General features: G+C 70.5%; 12 protein-coding genes. 6 read left to right on the top strand and 6 right to left on the bottom strand.

Features of this window, described 5'->3' with window-relative positions:
* The first annotated feature begins 23 nt into the window (after window positions 1–23).
* Window positions 24–1,487, top strand: coding sequence for an XRE family transcriptional regulator (locus tag C5B99_RS07250; protein ID WP_104241106.1), 1,464 nt, complete (start codon window positions 24–26; stop codon window positions 1,485–1,487).
* Here the strand turns inward: C5B99_RS07250 and C5B99_RS07245 are convergent.
* Together C5B99_RS07245 and C5B99_RS07240 are read right to left on the bottom strand one after the other, a co-directional pair.
* A complete protein-coding gene (locus C5B99_RS07245) occupies window positions 1,439–2,848 on the bottom strand; it encodes an NtaA/DmoA family FMN-dependent monooxygenase (RefSeq protein ID WP_104241105.1) in 1,410 nt (469 codons plus the stop codon). The genes C5B99_RS07250 and C5B99_RS07245 overlap by 49 nt on opposite strands.
* A complete protein-coding gene (locus C5B99_RS07240; RefSeq protein WP_104241104.1) occupies window positions 2,845–4,092 on the bottom strand; it encodes an LLM class flavin-dependent oxidoreductase in 1,248 nt (415 codons plus the stop codon). The genes C5B99_RS07245 and C5B99_RS07240 overlap by 4 nt, the downstream gene beginning before the upstream one ends.
* A 191-nt stretch (window positions 4,093–4,283) precedes the next feature.
* On the opposite strand from C5B99_RS07240, the gene C5B99_RS07235 reads away from it, so the two are divergent.
* Window positions 4,284–5,990, top strand: a complete 1,707-nt coding sequence (locus C5B99_RS07235) for a sodium:proton antiporter (protein ID WP_104241103.1) — start codon at window positions 4,284–4,286, stop codon at window positions 5,988–5,990.
* Between the two features lie 172 nt (window positions 5,991–6,162).
* Here the strand turns inward: C5B99_RS07235 and C5B99_RS07230 are convergent, their stop codons facing one another.
* Complete coding sequence (locus C5B99_RS07230) at window positions 6,163–7,224, bottom strand: hypothetical protein (protein ID WP_104241102.1); 1,062 nt, start codon at window positions 7,222–7,224, stop codon at window positions 6,163–6,165.
* Window positions 7,225–7,403: 179 nt separating this feature from the next.
* Between C5B99_RS07230 and C5B99_RS07225 the strand changes: the two genes are divergently transcribed.
* From C5B99_RS07225 to C5B99_RS07215, 3 genes are read left to right on the top strand one after another with little or no spacing between them, the layout of a single operon-like run.
* A complete protein-coding gene (locus C5B99_RS07225; protein ID WP_104241101.1) occupies window positions 7,404–8,426 on the top strand; it encodes a 3-oxoacyl-ACP synthase III in 1,023 nt (340 codons plus the stop codon).
* Window positions 8,420–11,128: an alpha/beta fold hydrolase gene (locus tag C5B99_RS07220; RefSeq protein ID WP_104241100.1), complete on the top strand. Its 2,709-nt coding sequence runs from the start codon at window positions 8,420–8,422 to the stop codon at window positions 11,126–11,128. Before C5B99_RS07225 ends, C5B99_RS07220 begins: the two co-directional genes overlap by 7 nt.
* Window positions 11,125–12,123: an NAD(P)-dependent oxidoreductase gene (locus tag C5B99_RS07215; RefSeq protein ID WP_104241099.1), complete on the top strand. Its 999-nt coding sequence runs from the start codon at window positions 11,125–11,127 to the stop codon at window positions 12,121–12,123. The genes C5B99_RS07220 and C5B99_RS07215 overlap by 4 nt, the downstream gene beginning before the upstream one ends.
* 17 nt (window positions 12,124–12,140) lie before the next feature.
* Here C5B99_RS07215 and C5B99_RS07210 read toward each other — a convergent pair whose 3' ends face one another.
* Together C5B99_RS07210 and mgtE are read right to left on the bottom strand one after the other, a co-directional pair.
* Complete coding sequence (locus tag C5B99_RS07210; RefSeq protein WP_104241098.1) at window positions 12,141–14,612, bottom strand: helix-turn-helix transcriptional regulator; 2,472 nt, start codon at window positions 14,610–14,612, stop codon at window positions 12,141–12,143.
* 234 nt (window positions 14,613–14,846) lie between these two features.
* Window positions 14,847–16,199, bottom strand: coding sequence for a magnesium transporter (gene mgtE, locus C5B99_RS07205; protein WP_104241097.1), 1,353 nt, complete (start codon window positions 16,197–16,199; stop codon window positions 14,847–14,849).
* Between the two features lie 69 nt (window positions 16,200–16,268).
* Between mgtE and C5B99_RS07200 the strand changes: the two genes are divergently transcribed.
* Complete coding sequence (locus C5B99_RS07200) at window positions 16,269–18,518, top strand: excinuclease ABC subunit UvrA (protein ID WP_104242011.1); 2,250 nt, start codon at window positions 16,269–16,271, stop codon at window positions 18,516–18,518.
* Here the strand turns inward: C5B99_RS07200 and C5B99_RS07195 are convergent.
* Window positions 18,515–19,447: a DUF4031 domain-containing protein gene (locus C5B99_RS07195; RefSeq protein ID WP_104241096.1), complete on the bottom strand. Its 933-nt coding sequence runs from the start codon at window positions 19,445–19,447 to the stop codon at window positions 18,515–18,517. The two genes, C5B99_RS07200 and C5B99_RS07195, sit on opposite strands and share 4 nt — an antisense overlap.
* Window positions 19,448–19,455 lie beyond the last annotated feature (8 nt).

Genomic DNA, 19,455 nt, shown 5'->3' with positions numbered 1-19,455 from the left:
CTGCGTGTGGCACGGTTGCGCACATGGACATCGACGTTCTGACGCTCGGCCGACGCATCCGCTCGATACGGCAGGAGCGGGGCCTCACCCTCGAGGCGCTCGGCACCGCCATCAAGCGCGCACCCTCGCAGATCTCCGCCATCGAGACCGGGAAGCGCGAGGTTCGACTGACCGAGCTGCAGGCCTTCGCGCGCCTCTTCGGGGTGAGCGTCGACGAGCTGCTCTCCGACGCCCCGCTCTCGAAGCGCGCGTCCCTCGAAGTCGAGCTCGAACGCGCGCAGGCGGGCCGGATCGCCCTCGCGCTCGGCCTCGATCCGCTTCCCATCCGCCGCTCGCTGAGCGATGAGGCCATCGAGACGATCCTCGCTCTCTACCGGGAGCTCGCCAGAATCGACTCAGAGCGGGCGGCGACCCCCGAGGAGGCTCGACGAGCCAACACCGAGCTGCGGCGCGCCATGCGCGAGCGGGACAACTACTACGCGGAACTCGAGGAGCAGGCCTCTGCGCTGCTCACGAGCGTCGGGCACGAGGATGGGCCGCTCTCGCAGCGCACCGCGGCCGACATCGCGGCTCACCTCGGGCTGACGCTGCACTACGTGCGCGACCTGCCCGTCTCGACCCGTTCGGTCGTCGATCGGAGACACGGTCGCATCTATGTGCCCCTGGCCCAGTCGGCGGATGCCGACCCACGATCGATCATCCTGCAGACCATCTCGAGCTACGTGCTCGGCCACGAGGCACCGCGCGACTACGCCGAGTTCCTCCTGCAGCGCGTCGAGACGAACTACTTCACCGGGGCGCTCCTGATCCCGGAGCTGGGGGCCGCGAAGCTCATGGGTGCGGCCCAGCAACGTCGGGCGCTGTCGGTCGAGGACCTCCGGGACGCGTACGGGGTGAGCTACGAGACCGCAGCCCACCGGTTCACGAACCTCAGCACGCATCACCTCGGCATCCCGGTCCACTTCCTGAAGGTCAGCGAGTCCGGGGTCATCTCGAAGGCCTACGAGAACGACAGCGTCAGCTTCCCCACCGACGCGCTCGGCGCCGTGGAGGGCCAGTTCGTGTGCAGGCAGTGGAGCGCACGGCGGGTGTTCGACGTCGAGGACCGCTTCAGCCCCTACCACCAGTACACGGACAAGCCGGTCGGCACCTACTGGTGCACCTCGCGCATCCAGAACACGCCCCTTGGCACCTTCTCGGTCAGCGTCGGCACGGCCTTCGAGCACGCGAAATGGTTCGCGGGGCGCGAGACGACGCGCAGGCACACCTCCACCTGCCCGATCGGCGACTGCTGTCGTCGCCCCTCTGAGCAGCTGTCGGCGAGGTGGGCGGGCGCGTCGTTCCCGAACGCCCGCCTCCACACCTCACTGCATGCGGCGATGCCGACCGGGGCGTTCCCCGGCGTCGACGAGGTGGAGGTGTACGAGTTCCTGGATCGTCACGCCCCGGCGGCACTGGCGGAGGCACCGCCCGCGCCGAGCAGCTGACCGCTGGGCGCATCCGCCGATGGCGGCTCCGCCGGCAGTCCGAGCGTCTCGCGGAGGGTGGCCCCAGGCGTGTACTCCTCGCGGTACACGCCGCGCTCCTGCAGCTCTGGGATGACGCCGTCGACGAAGCGGTCGAGCCCGTTGGGGATCAGCGAGGGCACGATGACGAACCCGTCGGAGGCGCCGCCCTGGACGTAGCGGGAGATCTCGTCGGCGATGTGCGACGCGGTCCCGACGAAGGTGTGCCGCGTGTTGAGCTTCACCATCAGCTCGCGCACGGTGAGCGAGTCCCGCTCCGCGATCTCCCTGAACCTGGAGATCTGGGCGCGCTGCTTGGAGAGGTCGTTCGCCTGACCGGCGCGGATGCGCTCGTCGCCAGGCTCGAGGTCGGGCAGCGGGCCGTCCGGGTCGACGCCAGACAGGTCCCTCCCCCACACCTGCTCGAGCATCGCGATCGCCGTCTGCGGGCTGACCTGGGCGAGGGCTTCCTCGCGGGACCGCTCGCGGGCATCCGCCTCAGAATCGCCGATCACGAATGTCGCGGCCGGCATGATCAGGAGGGAGTCGCGTGAGCGGCCAGCTGCGGGCAGGCGGCCCTTGACGTCGTCGTAGAACCGCTTGCCGTCTTCGAAGGCGGCGTGCAGGGAGAAGATGATCTCGGCGTTCGCCGATGCGAAGTCTCGCCCAGCCGGGGAGTCGCCGGCCTGCACGATGACCGGGTAGCGCTGGGGACTGCGTGGCACGTTCGGGATCGTCTCGACGTCGAAGTGCTTGCCGACGTGGTTGATGCGGCTGACCCCGCCGGGGCGCAGGTACTCACCACGGCCGGGGTTGGCGGCGATCGCGTCGGCCTCCCACGCGTCCCAGAGACGCTTCGAGAGCCGCACGAACTCCTCGGCCCGCTCGTAGCGCTCCGAGTACTCCAGGAACCCGCCACGGCGGAAGTTCTGGCCGTGGAAGGCGTCGCTCGACGTGACGACGTTCCAGCCGGCTCGTCCTTCGGAGAGGTGGTCGAGGGTCGCGAGCTGCCTCGCGAGATCTGCCGGCTCGTTGAAGGTCGAGGAGAGCGTGCCGACGAGTCCGATGTGCTCGGTGAGACTGGCGAGTGCGGCGAGGATCACGAGCGTGTTGGGGCGCCCGACGACGTCGAGCTCGTGGATGCGCCCCTTGTGCTCGCGAAGCCGAAGCCCCTCGGCGAGGAACAGGTAGTCGAACCTGCCGCGCTCGGCGGTCTCCGCGAAGGCCCGGAAGGAGGCGAGGTCGATCTGGCTTCCAGCATCCGGGTCGGTCCAGATGGTCGTGTTGTTGACCCCGGGGAAGTGCGCCGCGAGGTGGACCTGCTTGAGGGGCGTGCCGCTCATGCGCGCTGTGCCTTTCCATCGTTGACGAGGGCGCCGCGGCCGCGAGCCGCTTGGCGGTCTGCATGGGCTGCGGCGAAGCGGTTCGCGGGGCGCGGTTCGAGCCCGAGCGTCTTGCGCAGGCTCGGTGACTTCTCGCGGGGGTTCGGGGGCGAGACGATGCCTCGAGCCTCGAGCATGGGGCGCACCCTGTCGACGAACTCGGCGACGTCGCCGTGGGTCAGGGGGCGGACGCGCACGCCGTCGAGGCCGGCGTCCGCGTACTTGGCGATGAGCTCGGCGGTCGTCACGTTGGACCTGACCACGACTCTGGTGTCGCTGCGGTATCCGGAGTCTGCGCGGACGCGCTCGTCGAGCGCTCGGAAGTGCTCCTCGGTCGACCCGTCCTCGTCGCCGAGGAAGATCTCCAGGTCGGCGACGACGCGGAGGGGCTCGCCCGTGCGGCCAACGCGCTGCTCTGCCTCCCGGATCGCGGCGAGGAGCTCGGCGACCGTGGCTCGGCCGGGCGTGACGAACACGACGTCGGCCTGCCGCGCCGCGAACTCGAACGCGTCCTGCGTCTGCGCGAGCGCGAAGACCGGCGGCTGCCCCTGCGGCGAGCGCGGCACGATGGAGGGCCCCTTCACGCTGAAGTGCTCGCCCTCGAAGTCCGCGTAGTGCAGGCGGTCCGCGTCGATGAATCGGCCCGTCGGCTCGTCGCGGATGACGGCGTCGTCTTCCCAGCTGTCCCAGAGCCGCCGGATGACCTCGACCGAGTCCGCCCCTTCGGCGAAGATCGCGTCGAGGCCGAGTGAGCTCTTGCGTCCGAAGCTCGCCGCCTCCGCGGCACTCGCGCTGAGCTTGGCCCGGAGGCCCGCGCGGCCGAGCGACACGAAGTCGAGGGTCTGGATGCTCGTGGCAGCGTGGAACGGCTCCGCGTGCGTGAGGCCGATGGTGGGGACGAGCCCGATCCGCTTGGTGTGTGGGGCGAGGGCGGCCGCGAGCAGGGTCGCGTCGAGCGACACCTCGGCGAGATCGCGAGATGCCTCCCAGTCCGGGGCGCTCCCCTCGATCTGGTAGGCGTCCTCGAAGGTGACGTAGTCGATGCCGGCGCGCTCGGCGTGCTGGACGAGATCGCGCCAGTAGCCGAGCTCCGTGAGCCGAGTCCCGTCACCGCGTGGCAGCACCGTCCACGCGGCTGGGTGCCAGCCTGCGCCCTGGAGCGCGAGCCCGACCGTGAATCGTCCGGGGCTTGGTCGTCTCGACATGATGCCTCTCTCACGGGATCCGGTGTCCGAGCACCGCGGAGCGCAGCAGCCGCGGTGTTCTGGGTTGCCCGATCGTAGTTCCGCGCGTCACAGCCGGGAGTCCGGGTGCGTCACCCGCCGAAATGGAGTGCAACATTGCGACGCGCGCGAGCGACCGGGATCACGGCCGTGGCCGATTAGTCTGCTGTTCCATGGAGCTCGAACTCGCAGTCTTCGGTGTGGCGGCGGTCCTCATCATCGTCGCCGTGGCCGCCATCGCGCCCAAGCTGGGGGTCGCGGCGCCCATCCTGCTGGTGCTCGTCGGCATCGGGGTCGGCTATCTGCCCGGGGTCCCTGACTTCGAGTTCCCCCCTGAGCTGATCCTCACGATCGTGCTGCCGCCCATCCTCTACTCGGCCGCCGTGAACGTTCCGCTCGCGGATTTCCGCCGCAACCTGCGTTCCATCACGGGACTGTCGGTGCTGCTCGTCATCATCTCGGCGTTCGGCAGCGGGCTGCTCCTCTACGCGCTTCTCCCCGACCTGAACCTCGCCGCCGCGATCGCGCTCGGGGCCGTCATCAGCCCGCCGGATGCGGTGGCCGCGACGGCGGTCGGCAAGCGGCTCGGCCTTCCTCCGCGCCTCGTGACGGTGCTCGAGGGCGAGGGCCTCGTGAACGATGCGACGGCGCTCGTCATGCTCCGCAGCGCGATCGCGGCGACGGCGGGAGCGCTGTCGTTCTGGGGAGCTGTCGGTGACTTCGTGCTCGCCGTGACCCTGGCCGTCGTCCTCGGCGCCGTGGTCGGCGCGGTCACCGTGTACGTGCGCTCCAAGCTCGACAGCGCCGTGCTGACCACGGCGATCTCGTTCACCGTGCCCTTCCTGGCCTACGTGCCGACGGAGGAGGTCGGTGGCTCCGGTGTGCTCGCGGTCGTGGTCGCGGGACTCATCACGGGGCACGCCAGTGCGAGCCGGTTCAGCCCGCAGGATCGCATCAGCGAGCGCACGAACTGGCGCACGGCGCAGCTCCTGCTGGAGAACGGCGTCTTCCTCCTCATGGGCTTCGAGCTGGCGGCGCTCATCGAGTCCGTGGACGGCGACGCGGACGGCATCGGGCTGCTGCACGCTGTCGGCATCGGCCTGCTCGCGACGATCGCGCTGGTCGTCATCCGGGTGCTGTTCGTCATCCCGCTCGTGCTGATGCTCCGCAGGGAGCAGCGCCGAGCCGAGCTCGTCGCGCCTCGCGTCGAGCAGTTCCTCAAGCGGGTGACCGCCCCCGGACTCGCGAGCACGCGGCCGCGCCTCGTCGACCGGGCCAAGCGCGCGAGCGCCGACATCGCGTTCTATCGCGACGAGGGGCTCGGCTGGCGAGGCGGGGCCGTCCTGGCGTGGTCCGGGATGCGCGGGGTCGTCACGCTCGCGGCGGCGCAGTCGCTGCCCGCGGATTTTCCGTATCGGCCGCAGCTCGTGCTGATCGCCTTCACGGTGGCGATCGTGACGCTCGTCGTGCAGGGCGGCACCCTCCCGCTTCTCATCAGGAAGCTCGGGGTCACCGGCACGGACGCCGACGCGGACGCCCGGGAGCTCGCGAGCCTCGCCGACGAGGTGTTCGACGTCGCGCGCGAGTCGCTCGCGAACCCGGAGCTTCGGCGTGCTGATGGCGGAGCGTACGACGCTGAGCTGCTCGAGCAGGTGCAGGCCGTCGCCTCCCGGATGAGCCGGCTGCTCTCCAAGCCCGTCGACCTCGACGAGGACGCGCAGGACACGCACGTGCAGCGGCGGGAGCTCACCCGCATCCTGCTCGACAACGCCCAGCTGGCGCTGCTCGACGCGAGGTCGTCGGGGAGCTACTCGTCTCGGACCATCGAGCAGGCGCAGCACCGCCTCGATGCCGAGGCCCTCCGCTTCGGCGGCGCCTGACGCGAGTGTGGGGCGGGCCAAACGCGAGTTCGCGCGGCGCCCGACGCGAGTTCGGCGCCGCCCGACGCGACTCCCTCACACACGACGGCGGGGTGCGGGCTCGTCCTGAGCCCGCACCCCGCCGTGTCGCTCGAGCACCCGTCGGTAGTTGCCGTGAGCGCTGCCGGTGCGGCTACGCCGTGGCGTTCAGCGGATACCGCAGCGTCGCGGCCACCTCGGCGCCGTCGACGAGGTCGCCACGCCGGACGGCCCTCACCTTGGCGCCGTGCTTGAGGGCGCGGGCGGCGATCTCATCCACGATGGCGTAGGTGTGCGGGCCGGGCGTCTCGGCGCGCGTGAGCTTGCCGTCCTCGTCCAGCTCGCCCTCCAGGGTCGAGTCCATGTCGAAGTAGAGCTCGGCGACGGCGCCCTGCGAGGCCGCCTTGGCGACCTCGTTGATGGAGGTGGTCGCGTGGCCGTTGCTCCGCTTCGTGCCGAACTCCTCCCGCCAGTCGTTGATCTCTCCCCGGTAGTGGTCGTCGAGGATGCCGCGCGCCTTCGCGTCGAGCTCCCCAGGCGCGAGCGAACCCGGGTGGGCGCCGATGCGCTGCTCGAGGAGCCCCGGGTACTCGTTCACGGCCCGGTAGGCGGTGTCGAAGTCGCCGGTTGCGGCGAGGATGAGCGGGGCACCCGAGTCTCGGAGGATCGGGATGACCTGCTCCTGCACGATGCGCGCGAAGCGCTCGTGCCCGATCCGGTCGCCCGTCGTTCCCTGCGCGCGCTGCCGGTCGAAGCGGCCGCCGGTGGTCGTGTGCTCGAGCACCGTCGCGAGATCGTCGGGGAGCCCCTCGATGGGCAGCTGGCGCGGCTTCGCGTCGGCGAGCACCTCGAAGAGCGTCACCTCGCCTCGGGAGAGCCCGAGCACGAAGCCGCAGTTCGGGAACGTGGTCGCGCGCAGCAGTGCGCCGACGTCGAAGCGGTCGCCCACCGCGACGTGCTGGCCGAGGCGGTTGGCGAGGCGGAAGGTACGGAAACGGTCACTGGACGCGAGGATGACGAGGGAGCGGGATTGCGCCCGCCAGAACTCGGGATCGGACTCGAGCTGCTTCGCTGGATCGAGGATCTTCGCGATGCGCGTCCGATCCAGACCGAGGGTCTCGAGCTCCTTCGCCGCATGGCTCACGGCGGCCCGCAACTCCAGTCGCAGGGCCTCCGACTCGCTCGGGGCGCTCGAGGCCGGGATGGCGATGCTCACGCTGCCCTCGCCCCGGTACTCGGTCAGTTCAAGCAGATCTTCATGGCTAGGAATATCACTTGGCAACATCTCTGCACGCTAATGATCGGGCCTGAGAGTTCGGTCATCGGCGAGCACCTAGACTGACGTGGTTACGCCCCTCCCTACTCTCTGCACGGCTCAGGACGCAAATCACATCTATGACAGGTAACGCGACTACTCGCTTCCACAACGTCTCGCTGCTGTCGGTCGCGAGCAGCCTTCCTTCGAAGGCAACGGCTTCGGCAGACATCGAAGGCAAGCTCTCCGCCGGCCTGAAGCGGCTCAGGCTCCCCGGCAACCTCCTCGAGCGCGTCGCCGGCGTGACCGAGCGACGCAACTGGGCTGAGGGGGAATCGTTCACCGAGGCGACCGTCGCCGCCGGCCACGAGGCGCTCCGCCGCGCGGGTGTGGACGCGAGCCAGGTGGGCCTGCTCATCAACACGTCCGTGACCCGCACCCATCTCGAGCCATCGGTGGCCGTGCGCATGCACCACGGCCTGGGTATGCCGAGCTCCGCTGTGAACTTCGACATCGCGAACGCGTGCCTCGGCTTCGTGAACGGCATGACGCTCGCGGCGCAGATGATCGAGGCTGGCCAGATCCGCTACGCCATCATCGTCAACGGCGAGGACGCCGACGAGATCCAGGTGAACACCATCAACCGGCTGCTCCGCGACGACATCGGGCGCGAGGACTTCATGAGCGAGTTCGCGAGCCTCACGCTCGGCTCCGGTGCGGCGGCGGCCGTGCTCGGACGCACGGATGAGCACCCGGAGGGGCACCAGATCCTCGGCGGCGTGACGCGAGCCGCAACCCAGTTCCACGAGCTGTGCGTCGGCAGCGTGCAGGGCATGTTCACGGATGCCAAGGCGCTGCTGCGCGGCGGCCTCGACCTCGTCGTGTCGGCCTGGAAAGAGGCGCAGACCGACTGGAACTGGTCGACGATGGACCACTACATCACCCACCAGGTGTCGCGCGTCCACACCAACGCGATCGTCAAGGCCGTCGGCCTCGACGCGAAGCGCGTGCCGACCACCTACCCGACGCTCGGGAACGTCGGTCCCGCGTCCATCCCCATCACCCTCGACCTGCAGTCGAAGAGCCTGAAGCGCGACGACCGGGTCCTGCTCATGGGGGTCGGGTCCGGCCTCAACACGGCGATGATGGAGCTCAAGTGGTGAGGTCGGCCTCTCGCCCGCCCGCCGGCCTGCCCGGACTCCAGGAACGATTCAGCCGCCTCGTCGAGACGACGGGCGTCGGCGAGGACACCGGCTCGAGCCGCACCTGGCACCTCCTCGACACGGGGCCGATCCTCCATGAGCTGGGGATCGAACCCGTCGGCACGGTCCTCGCCGTGCACGGCAACCCCACGTGGTCGTACCTCTGGCGCTCGCTGGTGAGCGAATCGATCTCGGCCGCCGAGTCCGGGGCATCCGCGTGGCGCGTCATCGCGGTCGACCAGCTCGAGATGGGCTTCTCCGAGCGCACCGAGGTGCGTCGCACGCTCGAGCAGCGCATCCTCGATCTCGGCGCGCTGACCGACGAGCTCGAGCTCAGCGGCGACGTCGTGTCCCTCGGCCACGACTGGGGCGGGGTCGTCGCGCTCGGCTGGGCGGTCCGCCACCCGGAGCTGCTCACCGCGGTCGCCTCCCTCAACACCGCCGTCGACCAGCCGAGCGAGCTGCCCATCCCGGCCGCCCTGCGCCTCGCCCGCTTCGGCCCCGTGCTGCGCGCATCCACGTCGACGAGCCCGGCCTTCCTGGCAACGACGCTCGCCCTCGCGAATCCGCCGCTCACCCCCCAGGTGAAGGCCGCCTACTCGGCGCCGTACCTCGACCGGGCCTCGCGGCTCGGCATCGAGCAGTTCGTGGCCGACATCCCGGTCGACGAATCCACCCAGAGCCACGCGGCGCTGCAGGGGGTCTCGGCTGGCGTCGCGGCGCTCGACGTGCCAGCGCTGCTGCTCTGGGGCCCTCGCGACCCGATCTTCACCGACCTGTACCTGGGCGACCTCATGCGTCGCCTCCCCCACGCCGAGGTGCACCGCTTCGAAGGCGCGGGTCACCTCATCGCGGAGGACACCCCGTACGCGACGCATCTCCTCGCCTGGCTCGACGACGTCGCCGCGGGAACCGCTCGCCGCCGAGGCCAGCACGCTCCGGAGGCGAGCCCCGACGATGCATCCACGCCCATGTGGGCTGCGTTGGACGAGCACCGTGACGACCCGAGCATCGCCGCCCTCGAGATGGGGCGTGGGGCGAACAGGGCCCCGCTGCGGGTCTCCTGGCGCCAGCTTGCGCGCCGAGTCGACGAGATCGCGGCCGGCCTGAGCGCCGTCGGGGTGCGCCGGGGCGACCGCGTCTCCCTGCTCGTGCAGCCTGGCGTCACCCTCACCGCCATCGTCTACGCCTGCCTGCGCATCGGCGCCGTCGTCGTCGTCGCGGATGCCGGGCTCGGCGTCAAGGGCCTCTCCCGCGCCGTCCGGGGCGCCTGGCCCGACGTCATCATCGGCCAGGTCCCCGGCTTGACGGCGGCCAAGGCGCTCGGCTGGCCTGGCCTGCGCATCAGCGCCACGAGCATCCCCGCCAGCGCTCGAGCCGCCCTCGGTGTCGCGCACTCGCTCGCCGAGGTGGCCGAGCTCGGGCGCGGCGCGGCGCTGCCCACTCCTCCCGGCCCCGAGGACCTCGCAGCGGTGCTGTTCACCTCGGGCTCGACCGGACCTGCGAAGGGCGTCGTCTACACGCACCGTCAGCTGCAGGCCGTGCGGGACACGCTCCGCGACACCTACGGGGTGACGGCCGAATCGGGCCTCGTCACGGGCTTCGCGCCCTTCGCCTTGCTCGGCCCGGCCCTCGGAACCCGGTCGGTGACGCCGGATATGGACGTCACCTCCCCCCGAACTCTCACGGCCACCGCGGTGGCCGATGCGGTCGTGGCGGCGGATGCTCGCATCGTGTTCCTCTCGCCGGCCGCGATCCTCAACGTCGTCGCGACGCGAGACGACCTCGATGCGGCGCAGCGGGAGGCCCTCGGGAGCGTCGACACGTTCCTCTCGACGGGGGCGCCCATCGGGGCTCGACTGCTCGACGACGCCTGCGCCCTCATGCCCAACGCGGAGGCGCACACCCCGTACGGAATGACCGAGTGCCTGCTCGTCACCGACATCGACCGCGAGGGCATCTCCGCTGCCGCGCTCGCCGCTGACCACGGCGTCTGCGTCGGCACGCCGATCGGGCGCAACGTCGTCCGCATCAGCGCTCTCGACGAGACGGGTGCCGCGACCGGCGCCCCCTCAGACGAGGCTGGTGTGCTTGGTGAGGTCATCATCAGCGCCCCCCACCTCAAGGCGCGCTACGACCGCCTCGCCATGACCGATCGGGCCGCCGTGCGCGATCTGCCCCACCGCGGCGCAGAGGCCGCCGGCCAGGGACACTCAGATCAGGCAAATCCCCACCAGGATGACCTGGGCCGCTGGCACCGCACCGGCGACGTCGGCCACCTCGACGCGGAGGGGCGCCTCTGGATCGAGGGCCGCCTCCCCCACGTCTTCGTGACGGTCGACGGTCCACTCGCGCCGGTCGGCACCGAGCAGGACCTCGAGACGCTGCCGTGGGTGCGGCGCGCCGCGGTCGTCGGCGTCGGACCGGCCGGAACGGCGCAGGCGGTGGCCGTGCTCGAAACCAGGGAGCCCTCTCGCGGGGTCCGCGTGGCCGAGGCGGAGCTCGCCGACGCGCTTCGCGCCTCCACGACGCAGCCGCTCGCTGCCGCGCTCATCGTTCCCGAGCTGCCCACCGACATCAGACACAACTCGAAGATCGACCGGACAGCGCTCGCCAGCTGGGCCGAGCGCGCGCTCTCCGGGGAGCGGGTGTCGGCCCCGTGAGGGTGCTCGTCACTGGGGCGAGCGGCATGTTGGGACGTGCCGTCGCGACGCAGCTGCGCGACGAGGGCCACGAGGTCACGACGATGCAGCGCAGTGCGAGCGGCATCGACGGCGTGACGGATGCGCTCGGCTCGATCACCGACGATGCAGCCGTGGCGCGTGCCGTCACCGGGATGGAGGGGGTTGTCCACCTCGCCGCCAAGGTGTCGCTGAGCGGATCGGAGGCCGAGTTCGAGGCCGTCAACATCGCCGGGACCGAGCGTCTCGTCGAGCACGCGAAGACTGCGGGCGCGACCCGCTTCGTCATGGTCTCCTCCCCCTCCGTGGCCCACTTCGGTGCGGCCATCCACGGCGCGGGTGCTGATGCGGCCAGGCCCGACCTCGCCCACGGCAGCTACGCCCGGACGAAGGCGGAAGCGGAGCTGCGGGCTCTCGCCGCCGACTCCCCCGACTTCGCCGTGGTCGCGGTGCGCCCCCACCTGGTGTGGGGCCCCGGCGACACGCAGCTCGTGGCGCGCATCCTCGATCGGGCCTCGAGGGGCACGCTGCCGCTCCTCGGGCGCGGTGCGGCCCTCATCGACTCCTGCTACGTCGACAATGCCGCGTCGGGTATCGCAGCGGCGTTGCGGCGAGCGCCGGTCGCCCACGGGAACAGCTACGTCATCACGAACGGGGAGCCGCGGACCGTCGCGGAGCTCATGGAGGGGATCTGCCTCGCGGGTGGGGCTCCGCCGCCCCGCCTCCGGGTGCCTGCCGTCATCGCTCGGGCCGCCGGCTCCCTCATCGAGGGTGTGTGGCGCATCCGACCGGGGCAGGATGAGCCGCCGATGACACGATTCCTCGCCGAGCAACTCTCGACGGCGCACTGGTTCGATCAGCGACGCACGCGCGCCGATCTCGACTGGGCGCCGGCTGTTTCGCTGGACGAGGGGCTGCAGCGCCTCGCGGATCACACCGCGGGTTCCAACCCGGGATCGGGCCAAGCGCGACGCTAGCTCGTGTCACACCGTGCCTAGTCGAGCAGGCCCCGCCGTTCGGCGGCGGCCACCGCGGACCGCCGGTCGCCTATCCCGAGCTTGCGGAACACGCTGCGCAGCTGAGCGCGCACGGTGTGCACGGAGACGAAGCGCTGGGCGGCGATCTGCGCGTTGGTCCAGTTCTGGCCCACGAGCCTGAGCACCTCGATCTCGGCGCTCGAGAGCTCCTCGCCGACCGTAAAGGCTGACAGCGGGCGGGAGTCTTCCGCGGCGACGACGAGCAGGGCGGCGATGCGGCTCGGGAGCCTGTCGCTGATGGACGCCATGAGGGCAGCGTCGCTATCCGTCGCGAAGCGGAGCGCGAACCGGGCGTTGCGGTCGTCGAGGCACTGGGTGGCGATCGTCGCGATGCGGTTGGCGGCGGCGGCCAGGTTGCCCATCCGCAGCAGGCACAGCGCCGTGATCGTTCGCCCGATCGATGCGAACCTCGGGGCGATCCGGGTGTCGGCCAAGGCCGCCTCGGCGTGCGCGAGGGCTTCCCTGTGCCGGCCGTTGGCGAGCTCGACGAGGCTCCGGGCGAGGCTGATGTAGCAGTCGCCCTGCGCACCTTCGTAGTCGGCGGCCAGCTGCGCGCGGGCGCTCTGGCCGCGCGTGAGGAAGAAGGTCGTCGCGGCGAACGTCAGCAGGGTGGAGGGTCGCCCATCGCGCCAGGCCTTCGCGCTGAGCCCGAGGAGTTCATCGACCTCGGCGATCGGGTCCTCGTCGCCGAGGAGCGCTTCGATGAGGATCCGGACGCTGGAAGCCGTGTCCTGCGGCAGGACGGCTCGCGGCAGGTCTCGGAGCTGCCTGGCCAGGTCGAGCGCTCCCGCTTCATCGCCGTTGTCGAGCAGCTCGAAGCACTCGGCGAAGCCCGGGAGGCTCCGCCCGCTGAGCTTCTCCGTGTCGGCCTGGCGGACGCCGCAGATGATGCCGATGATCTCGATGTGCCGCAGCGCATCCGCGTCGGTCCGGTTGAAGCTCTCGCCCTGCTCGGCGGCGAGCGCGGCGAGCTCGAGTGCGAACGGCAGGTCGTCGGAGAGGATCGCGGCCCACTCGAGGACGAGGCAGTCGGCCGCGAACCGGCCCCGAGCGACGGGAGAGGCGGCGAGCGCGGCGAGCAGGGTCTCGTCGCCGTCGCGGAGGAGGGCCTTCGCGTCACGGAGGCCCCGCCGGGCAGCCGCACGGTCGCCCCCGAAGGAGGTCGCAAGCGCGTGCCTGGTGACCTGGGCGAAGAGCCCGATGGGGTCGCTCGGGGCGATCCTCGTCGTCGCGAGGCTCGACTCGCGGAGGCTGAGCAGGACGCCGCGTGTCGCCCCGAAGCGCCGCCACTTGAAGAGCGCGACCAGCAGGCGCGTGCTCAGGAGGCGAGCGAGCACGCTCGTCGGGACGTGCACCATCTCCTCGACGGTCTCGCGGGGCGCGTACTCGTAGATGGTCCTGAAGTGGCGTTGCGCGATCGACTCGACCTCACCCCACGAGCGAGCTCTCAGGGCGAGGAAGAGCCGCTGCATGACGTTCTGCTCACCCGGGAAGGATGCGACGGCCGCGGCGGCGGACGCCCGCGCCTCGTGTGGGGAGCGGTCTGCGTTGAGGCGCCGGAAGGTGTCGGAGTGCCAGACGAACTCGACGTCGAGCGTGATGCGGTTCACCTCGGTGGTGCCGTACGGCGAGGAGGCGAGCTGGTCGAACCAATGATCACCGGCGATCTCCGGGGCGAGCAGGTGGAGGTCGCCCCTCGAGAAGCGGCGCAGGACGCTCACGGCTCGCATCATGCGGACCGCGTCGACGCGGGCGAGTTCGGCGGGGTCGAAGCGGCGGAGCTCCTGCAGGGTCATGGCGGCGCTCGACGCGCCGCTGACGACGGACCATCCTTCCGCGTTCGCGTCGGAACCATACCGCTGCAGGGCTATGCGGGTTGTGAGGGGGTGGCCGGCGAACGCATCGAGGAGCCGCATCCGAAGCCCTGGCGGTGCCCCCGGCTCGTTGAGCGCCAGCAGCCCGTCGAGCTCGGAGATGTCGAAGGCGAGCTCGCTCGGATGGAGCACAACCCCATCGAAGCCGAGCGAGGAGGCCCAGTCCGGCATGGAGAGGGAGGCGACGAGGAACCGCACGCCCCGCTCGCGGTCGGGGCCAGCCACGAACCGCCTGATGTCCTGCCACAGCTCGTCGTCCTGCGCCACGATGACGTCGTCGAGCATGACCGCGGGGCGACCCGTGTGCGCCCCGGAGTCCAGCTCGTCGAGGATGCGAATCAGCTCGGCCCGAGAGTGGCACCAGAGGACCGTGGAGCCGGCCGCGCCGAGCTTGCCCTGCATCTGCCTGAGGAGCGTGGTTCGACCGCCGCCCGGCATGCCGACGATGAGGGTGAGGCGTTGTTCGGCGAGCGCGAGCTCGGAGAGCCGGTCGCGTTCGAGCGTGTGCCAAGGCTCTGCGGCCCGAGATGCATCAGTGAGCGTGCTGCTGGACATGCGTGTTCTCTCCTGCTGATTCCCAGCGCTGCGCGCTGCGGACTCCCCCCAGAGTCCTGCGTGGTTTCGGAGATCGTCCTCCGACGCCACGCCTCGGCCCCACGATACGGTTTCGGAGATACACGCGTCGTATACGGTCCAGCGCTGTCCAACGGCGTCCCCTCGATGCGACGCACGAACTTCGTTTCAGCTCGGGCGCGCCCCGCCTCGGGTAGAGCAGCAGGGTCGCTTCCGTCAGATGCCGAGCACGGATTTGGCGATCGAGAAGTAGACGATGAGTCCCGTCGCGTCGCAGAACGTGGAGATGAAGGGTGTCGAGAAGACGGCCGGATCGACCCGGATGGACTTCGCGACGAGCGGCATGACGCCGCCGACGGTCGCCGAGATGGTGCAGACGGAGAGCAGGGTCAGGCCGATGACGGTGCCGATGCCCACCCCGTAGAAGAACGTCGCGACGGCGAAGGCCACCGCTCCCAGCGAGATGCCGAGCACGATGCCCGTGCGCAGCTCCTTGAGGGCGACGGGCCAGGCGTTCCTCGGTCGCACCTCCCCCATCGCCAGGGCCCTCGTCACGGTTGTCGCGGCCTGCGATCCCGTATTGCCGCCGATGCCGGTGAGGAGAGGGATGAAAAGGGCGAGGGCAACCTGCTGCTCCAGGGTCGCCTCGAAGAGCTCGAGGACGCTCACGGTCAGGATGGCGGAGATCGCGAGCACGAAGAGCCAGACGACGCGCGAGCGCACGACCGCGAAGACCGGAGTCGTCAGGTAGGGGCGCCTCAGCGGCTCGGAGGCGCCGGCGTGCGCCTCGTCCTCGTCGCGGGCGGCCTCGACCATTCGGTGTGCGTCGTCGCCCGTGAGGAGACCGAGGAGGCGCTCCTCGCGGTCGACGATGGGCATCGCCAGGACTCCGCGGTCGACGAGCGTCCGGGCCGTCACCTCGGCGTCGTCATCGGCGTGCGCGTAGAGGGCGGTCGCCATGTGCGCCTCGACGGCGTCGTGCGGCGACGCGAAGAACAGCTCACGGAGACTCACGACCCCGAGGAGGCGTCGACCGTCGTCGACGACGGGGATCGTGTAGATCGTCTCGGCGTCCCCGCCTCGCTGCTGGATGCGCTCGAGCGCCACTCCCACGAGCTCGTGCGCGTAGACGTGCACGTAGTCGGGCGTCATGCGCCTGCCGACGGACCCGACCGGGTAGCCGAGGATGATCGCCGTCTCGCCGCGTTCATCCGCCGGCAGCTCCTGCACGAGGCGCTTCGCGATCTTCGCCGGGAGCTCGTCCATGAGGGCGACGCGGTCGTCGGCGTCGAGCTCCGCGAAGACCCGGGCCACGTCGGCATCGGAGAGCTGCGTGACGACCTCGCGCTGAGCTGGGGCGTCCATCCGCTCGAACACGGTCATGGCCTCGTCCTTCGGCAGCAGCCGGAACGCGACCCCGGCATCCCGGGCCGGGAGGCGCTCGAGCAGCACCGCAAGGTCCGGGAGCGGCGCGCTCGCCAGGGCGGTCGCGGCGGCGCTCAGGTCTCCGCGAGCGAGTTCGGTCGAGACGAGTTCGACGAGATCGTCGAGGGAGTGGATCGGAGGCATGGGGGCATCGAAGCACACCCTGCCCTCGGGATCGTGGCTCGCGCCTCGGCGGGTCGCTACGATCGCGGCATGCATGAAACCATCCGCGTGCGCGGCGCTCGTGAGAACAACCTCAAGGGAATCGACGTCGACATCCCGAAACGCAAGCTCACGGTCTTCACGGGCGTCTCCGGATCAGGCAAGAGCTCGCTCGTGTTCGGAACGATCGCGGCCGAGTCCCAGCGACTCATCAACGAGACGTACACGGCCTTCGTGCAGTCGTTCATGCCGAGCCTCGCCCGGCCGGACGTCGAGGTGCTCGAAGGGCTGAGCGCGTCCATCGTGGTCGACCAGGAGCGCATGGGGGCAAACGCCCGCTCCACGGTCGGCACGGCGACCGACGCGCACACCATGCTCCGCATCATCTTCTCCCGCCTCGGGGCTCCGTCAGCTGGACCAGCCGGCCACTTCAGCTTCAACCTCGCCGAGGGCATGTGCCCTCGCTGCGAGGGCATCGGACGCGTCACCGACCTCGACATCGACGAGGTCGTCGATCGAACGAAGTCGCTGAACGAGGGCGCGATCACGATTCCCGGCTACAAGGTCGATGGGTGGATGGTGCGCGGATACTCGGACGCGCCGTTCCTCGACGGCGACAAGAAGATCGCCGACTTCTCCGAGGCCGAGCTGCAGGACTTCCTGTACAAGGAGCCGACGAAGGTCAACATGCCGGCTCTCAACATGAACCTCACCTACGAGGGGCTCATCCCCCGCATCCAGAAGTCGATCCTGTCGAAGGACCCGGAGGCGGTGCAGCCCGCGATCCGCGCCTTCATGGACCGAGCGGTCACGTTCACCGCCTGCCCGGAGTGCCGAGGGGCGCGCCTGAACCAGGCGGCCCTCGCGAGCCGCATCCAGGGCAGGAACATCGCGGACTGCTCGGCGATGCAGATCAGCGACCTCGCGGCGTTCATGAAGGGCGTGCAGGACCGGCAGGTCGCCCCGGTCATCGCGACCCTGCAGGAGACGCTCGACTCCCTCGTGAACATCGGGCTCGGCTACCTGAGCCTCGACCGGGAGTCGGGGAGCCTCTCGGGTGGCGAGGCGCAGCGCGTGAAGATGGTGCGGCATCTGGGCTCGAGCCTCACCGACGTCACCTACGTGTTCGACGAGCCGACGGTTGGGCTCCACCCGCACGACATCCAGCGCATGAACGAGCTCCTGCTGCGCCTGCGCGACAAGGGGAACACGGTGCTGGTCGTGGAGCACAAGCCCGAGACGATCGCGATCGCCGACCACGTCGTCGACCTCGGTCCCCGTGCTGGCTCCGATGGTGGGGAGCTGCAGTTCGCGGGCACCGTCGAGGGCCTGCGCGCGTCGGGGACCCTCACGGGCAAGCACCTCGACGACAGGGTCTCGCTCAAGGAGGAGCCGCGGAGTTCGAAGACGAGCCTCGAGATCCGTGGGGCGACGCGTCACAACCTCAAGGACGTGGACGTCGATATCCCCTTGGGCGTGCTGACGGTCGTGACGGGGGTCGCAGGCTCGGGGAAGAGCTCCCTCATCCACGGGTCGATCCCGAAGTCGGCCAACGTGGTCGTCGTCGACCAGACCGCCATCCGCGGCTCCAGGCGGAGCACACCGGCCACGTATACGGGGGTCCTCGACGCGATCCGGGCGGCCTTCGCGAAGGCCAACGGCGTCAAGCCGGGCCTCTTCAGTGCGAACTCCTCCGGTGCCTGCCCGAAGTGCAACGGCCTCGGGGTCATCTTCACCGACCTCGCCATGATGGCGGCGGTGTCGACGGTGTGCGAGGAATGCGAGGGCAAGCGCTTCCAAGCTGAGGTGCTCGCCTACACGCTCGACGGCAAGAACATCAGCGAGGTGCTGTCGATGTCGATCGCGGAGGCGCACGAGTTCTTCGCGACCGGTCCCGCCAACAAGGTGCTGGGGCGCCTCGTCGACGTCGGGCTCGGCTACCTGGGGCTCGGGCAGCCGCTCACGACGCTCTCGGGTGGCGAGCGCCAGCGGCTCAAGCTCGCGATCCACATGGCCGAGAAGGGTGGCGTGTACGTGCTCGACGAGCCGACGACGGGCCTGCACCTCGCGGATGTGCGGCAGCTGCTCTCGCTCCTCGATCGGCTCGTGGACTCGGGCAAGTCGGTCATCGTCATCGAGCATCATCAGGCGGTCATGGCGCACGCCGACTGGATCATCGACATCGGCCCCGGCGCTGGTCACGATGGCGGCTCGGTGGTGTTCGAGGGGACGCCGGCGCAGCTCGTGGCCGATTCGTCGACCCTCACCGGCAAGCACCTCGCGAGCTACGTGGGCGCCTAGCTGCGAATCGCTTCGAGCTCGCCCTCGAGGTTTCGTCTCGCGCGTTCCTCCCAGTCCTCTGGGGCCGCGGGTGACACGAAGAGGCGGGGCGTCGCGAGCAGCGTCTCGAGCACGGACGCGCGGCCGACGCGCCACTGCTCGTCGGTGACGTGCGCGTAGTCGCGTCTGACCAGTGCGACGTAGCGCGCGTAGCCGTCCTCCGAGCGGGCGAGGACGGCGAGGTCGGCGTCCATGAGGATCTGGCCGGCCGTGTCGCTCTCCGCCACCGCGTGGACGATGGTCGCGAGCACGAGGCGCTCGACGTCGCCGACGAGGGCGGGGTCGACGCGGAGGGCCGTGAGCCGCTCGACGGCGAGGTCGGCGCTGGCGCGTTCGTCGTCGCCGGCGGCGCCCTCGTAGACCGCGTCGTGGAACCAGGCGGCGAGCCTGGCGGTCAGCAGTTCGCGCTCGGCCAGGGGCGCCCGGGTCCCGGCGGCGCGGAGGCGCATGATGTCGATGGCGTCCAGCACCGAGAGCAGGTGCGTCGCGTCGTGGTAGTGACGGGAGGGAGCCGACCATGCGTCCAGGAGCTCGTCGCGGAGTGCATCCGTCGCCGGCCGCCGGTCAGCAGTCACGGGCAGCTCGAGCTCGGCCCAACGTCGGATGAGGGTGAGCCGGGCTCGCTTGGGCCTGTCGCGGGCGGGCACGCGCACGCCTCCCGCGACGAGTCGGCGCACGAGCTCGGAGCCCCCGACGGGTTCGGCCCCGAGCGCGATGAGGGCGTCGTACTGCTCCGCCGGGACGTCGTAGTGGTCGACGTCGAAGGCGCGGTCGCGGATGCCCGCCCTTCGGGCGAAGGCGTGCAGCTCGTCGACGGAGGCGTCGGACACGAGGTGCGAGAACGTCGTGCCGTGCGCGGGCCAGACGGGCGGATCGATCAGGATGACCATCCAGAGAG

The organism is Pseudoclavibacter sp. Z016, assembly GCF_002931215.1.
Classification (GTDB): Bacteria; Actinomycetota; Actinomycetes; order Actinomycetales; family Microbacteriaceae; genus Pseudoclavibacter.
The sequence above is the reverse complement of the archived record's forward strand: the minus strand, read 5'-3'. Positions and strand labels throughout refer to the sequence as shown.

What these genes read in the sequence shown, in the direction of transcription:
- C5B99_RS07250 (WP_104241106.1), top strand. Translation starts at nt 24, where the DNA reads ATGGACATCGACGTTCTGACGCTCGGCCGACGCATCCGCTCGATACGG.
- C5B99_RS07245 (WP_104241105.1), bottom strand. Translation starts at nt 2,848, where the DNA reads ATGAGCGGCACGCCCCTCAAGCAGGTCCACCTCGCGGCGCACTTCCCC.
- C5B99_RS07240 (WP_104241104.1), bottom strand. Translation starts at nt 4,092, where the DNA reads ATGTCGAGACGACCAAGCCCCGGACGATTCACGGTCGGGCTCGCGCTC.
- C5B99_RS07235 (WP_104241103.1), top strand. Translation starts at nt 4,284, where the DNA reads ATGGAGCTCGAACTCGCAGTCTTCGGTGTGGCGGCGGTCCTCATCATC.
- C5B99_RS07225 (WP_104241101.1), top strand. Translation starts at nt 7,404, where the DNA reads ATGACAGGTAACGCGACTACTCGCTTCCACAACGTCTCGCTGCTGTCG.
- C5B99_RS07210 (WP_104241098.1), bottom strand. Translation starts at nt 14,612, where the DNA reads ATGTCCAGCAGCACGCTCACTGATGCATCTCGGGCCGCAGAGCCTTGG.
- mgtE (WP_104241097.1), bottom strand. Translation starts at nt 16,199, where the DNA reads ATGCCTCCGATCCACTCCCTCGACGATCTCGTCGAACTCGTCTCGACC.
- C5B99_RS07200 (WP_104242011.1), top strand. Translation starts at nt 16,269, where the DNA reads ATGCATGAAACCATCCGCGTGCGCGGCGCTCGTGAGAACAACCTCAAG.
- C5B99_RS07195 (WP_104241096.1), bottom strand. Translation starts at nt 19,447, where the DNA reads ATGGTCATCCTGATCGATCCGCCCGTCTGGCCCGCGCACGGCACGACG.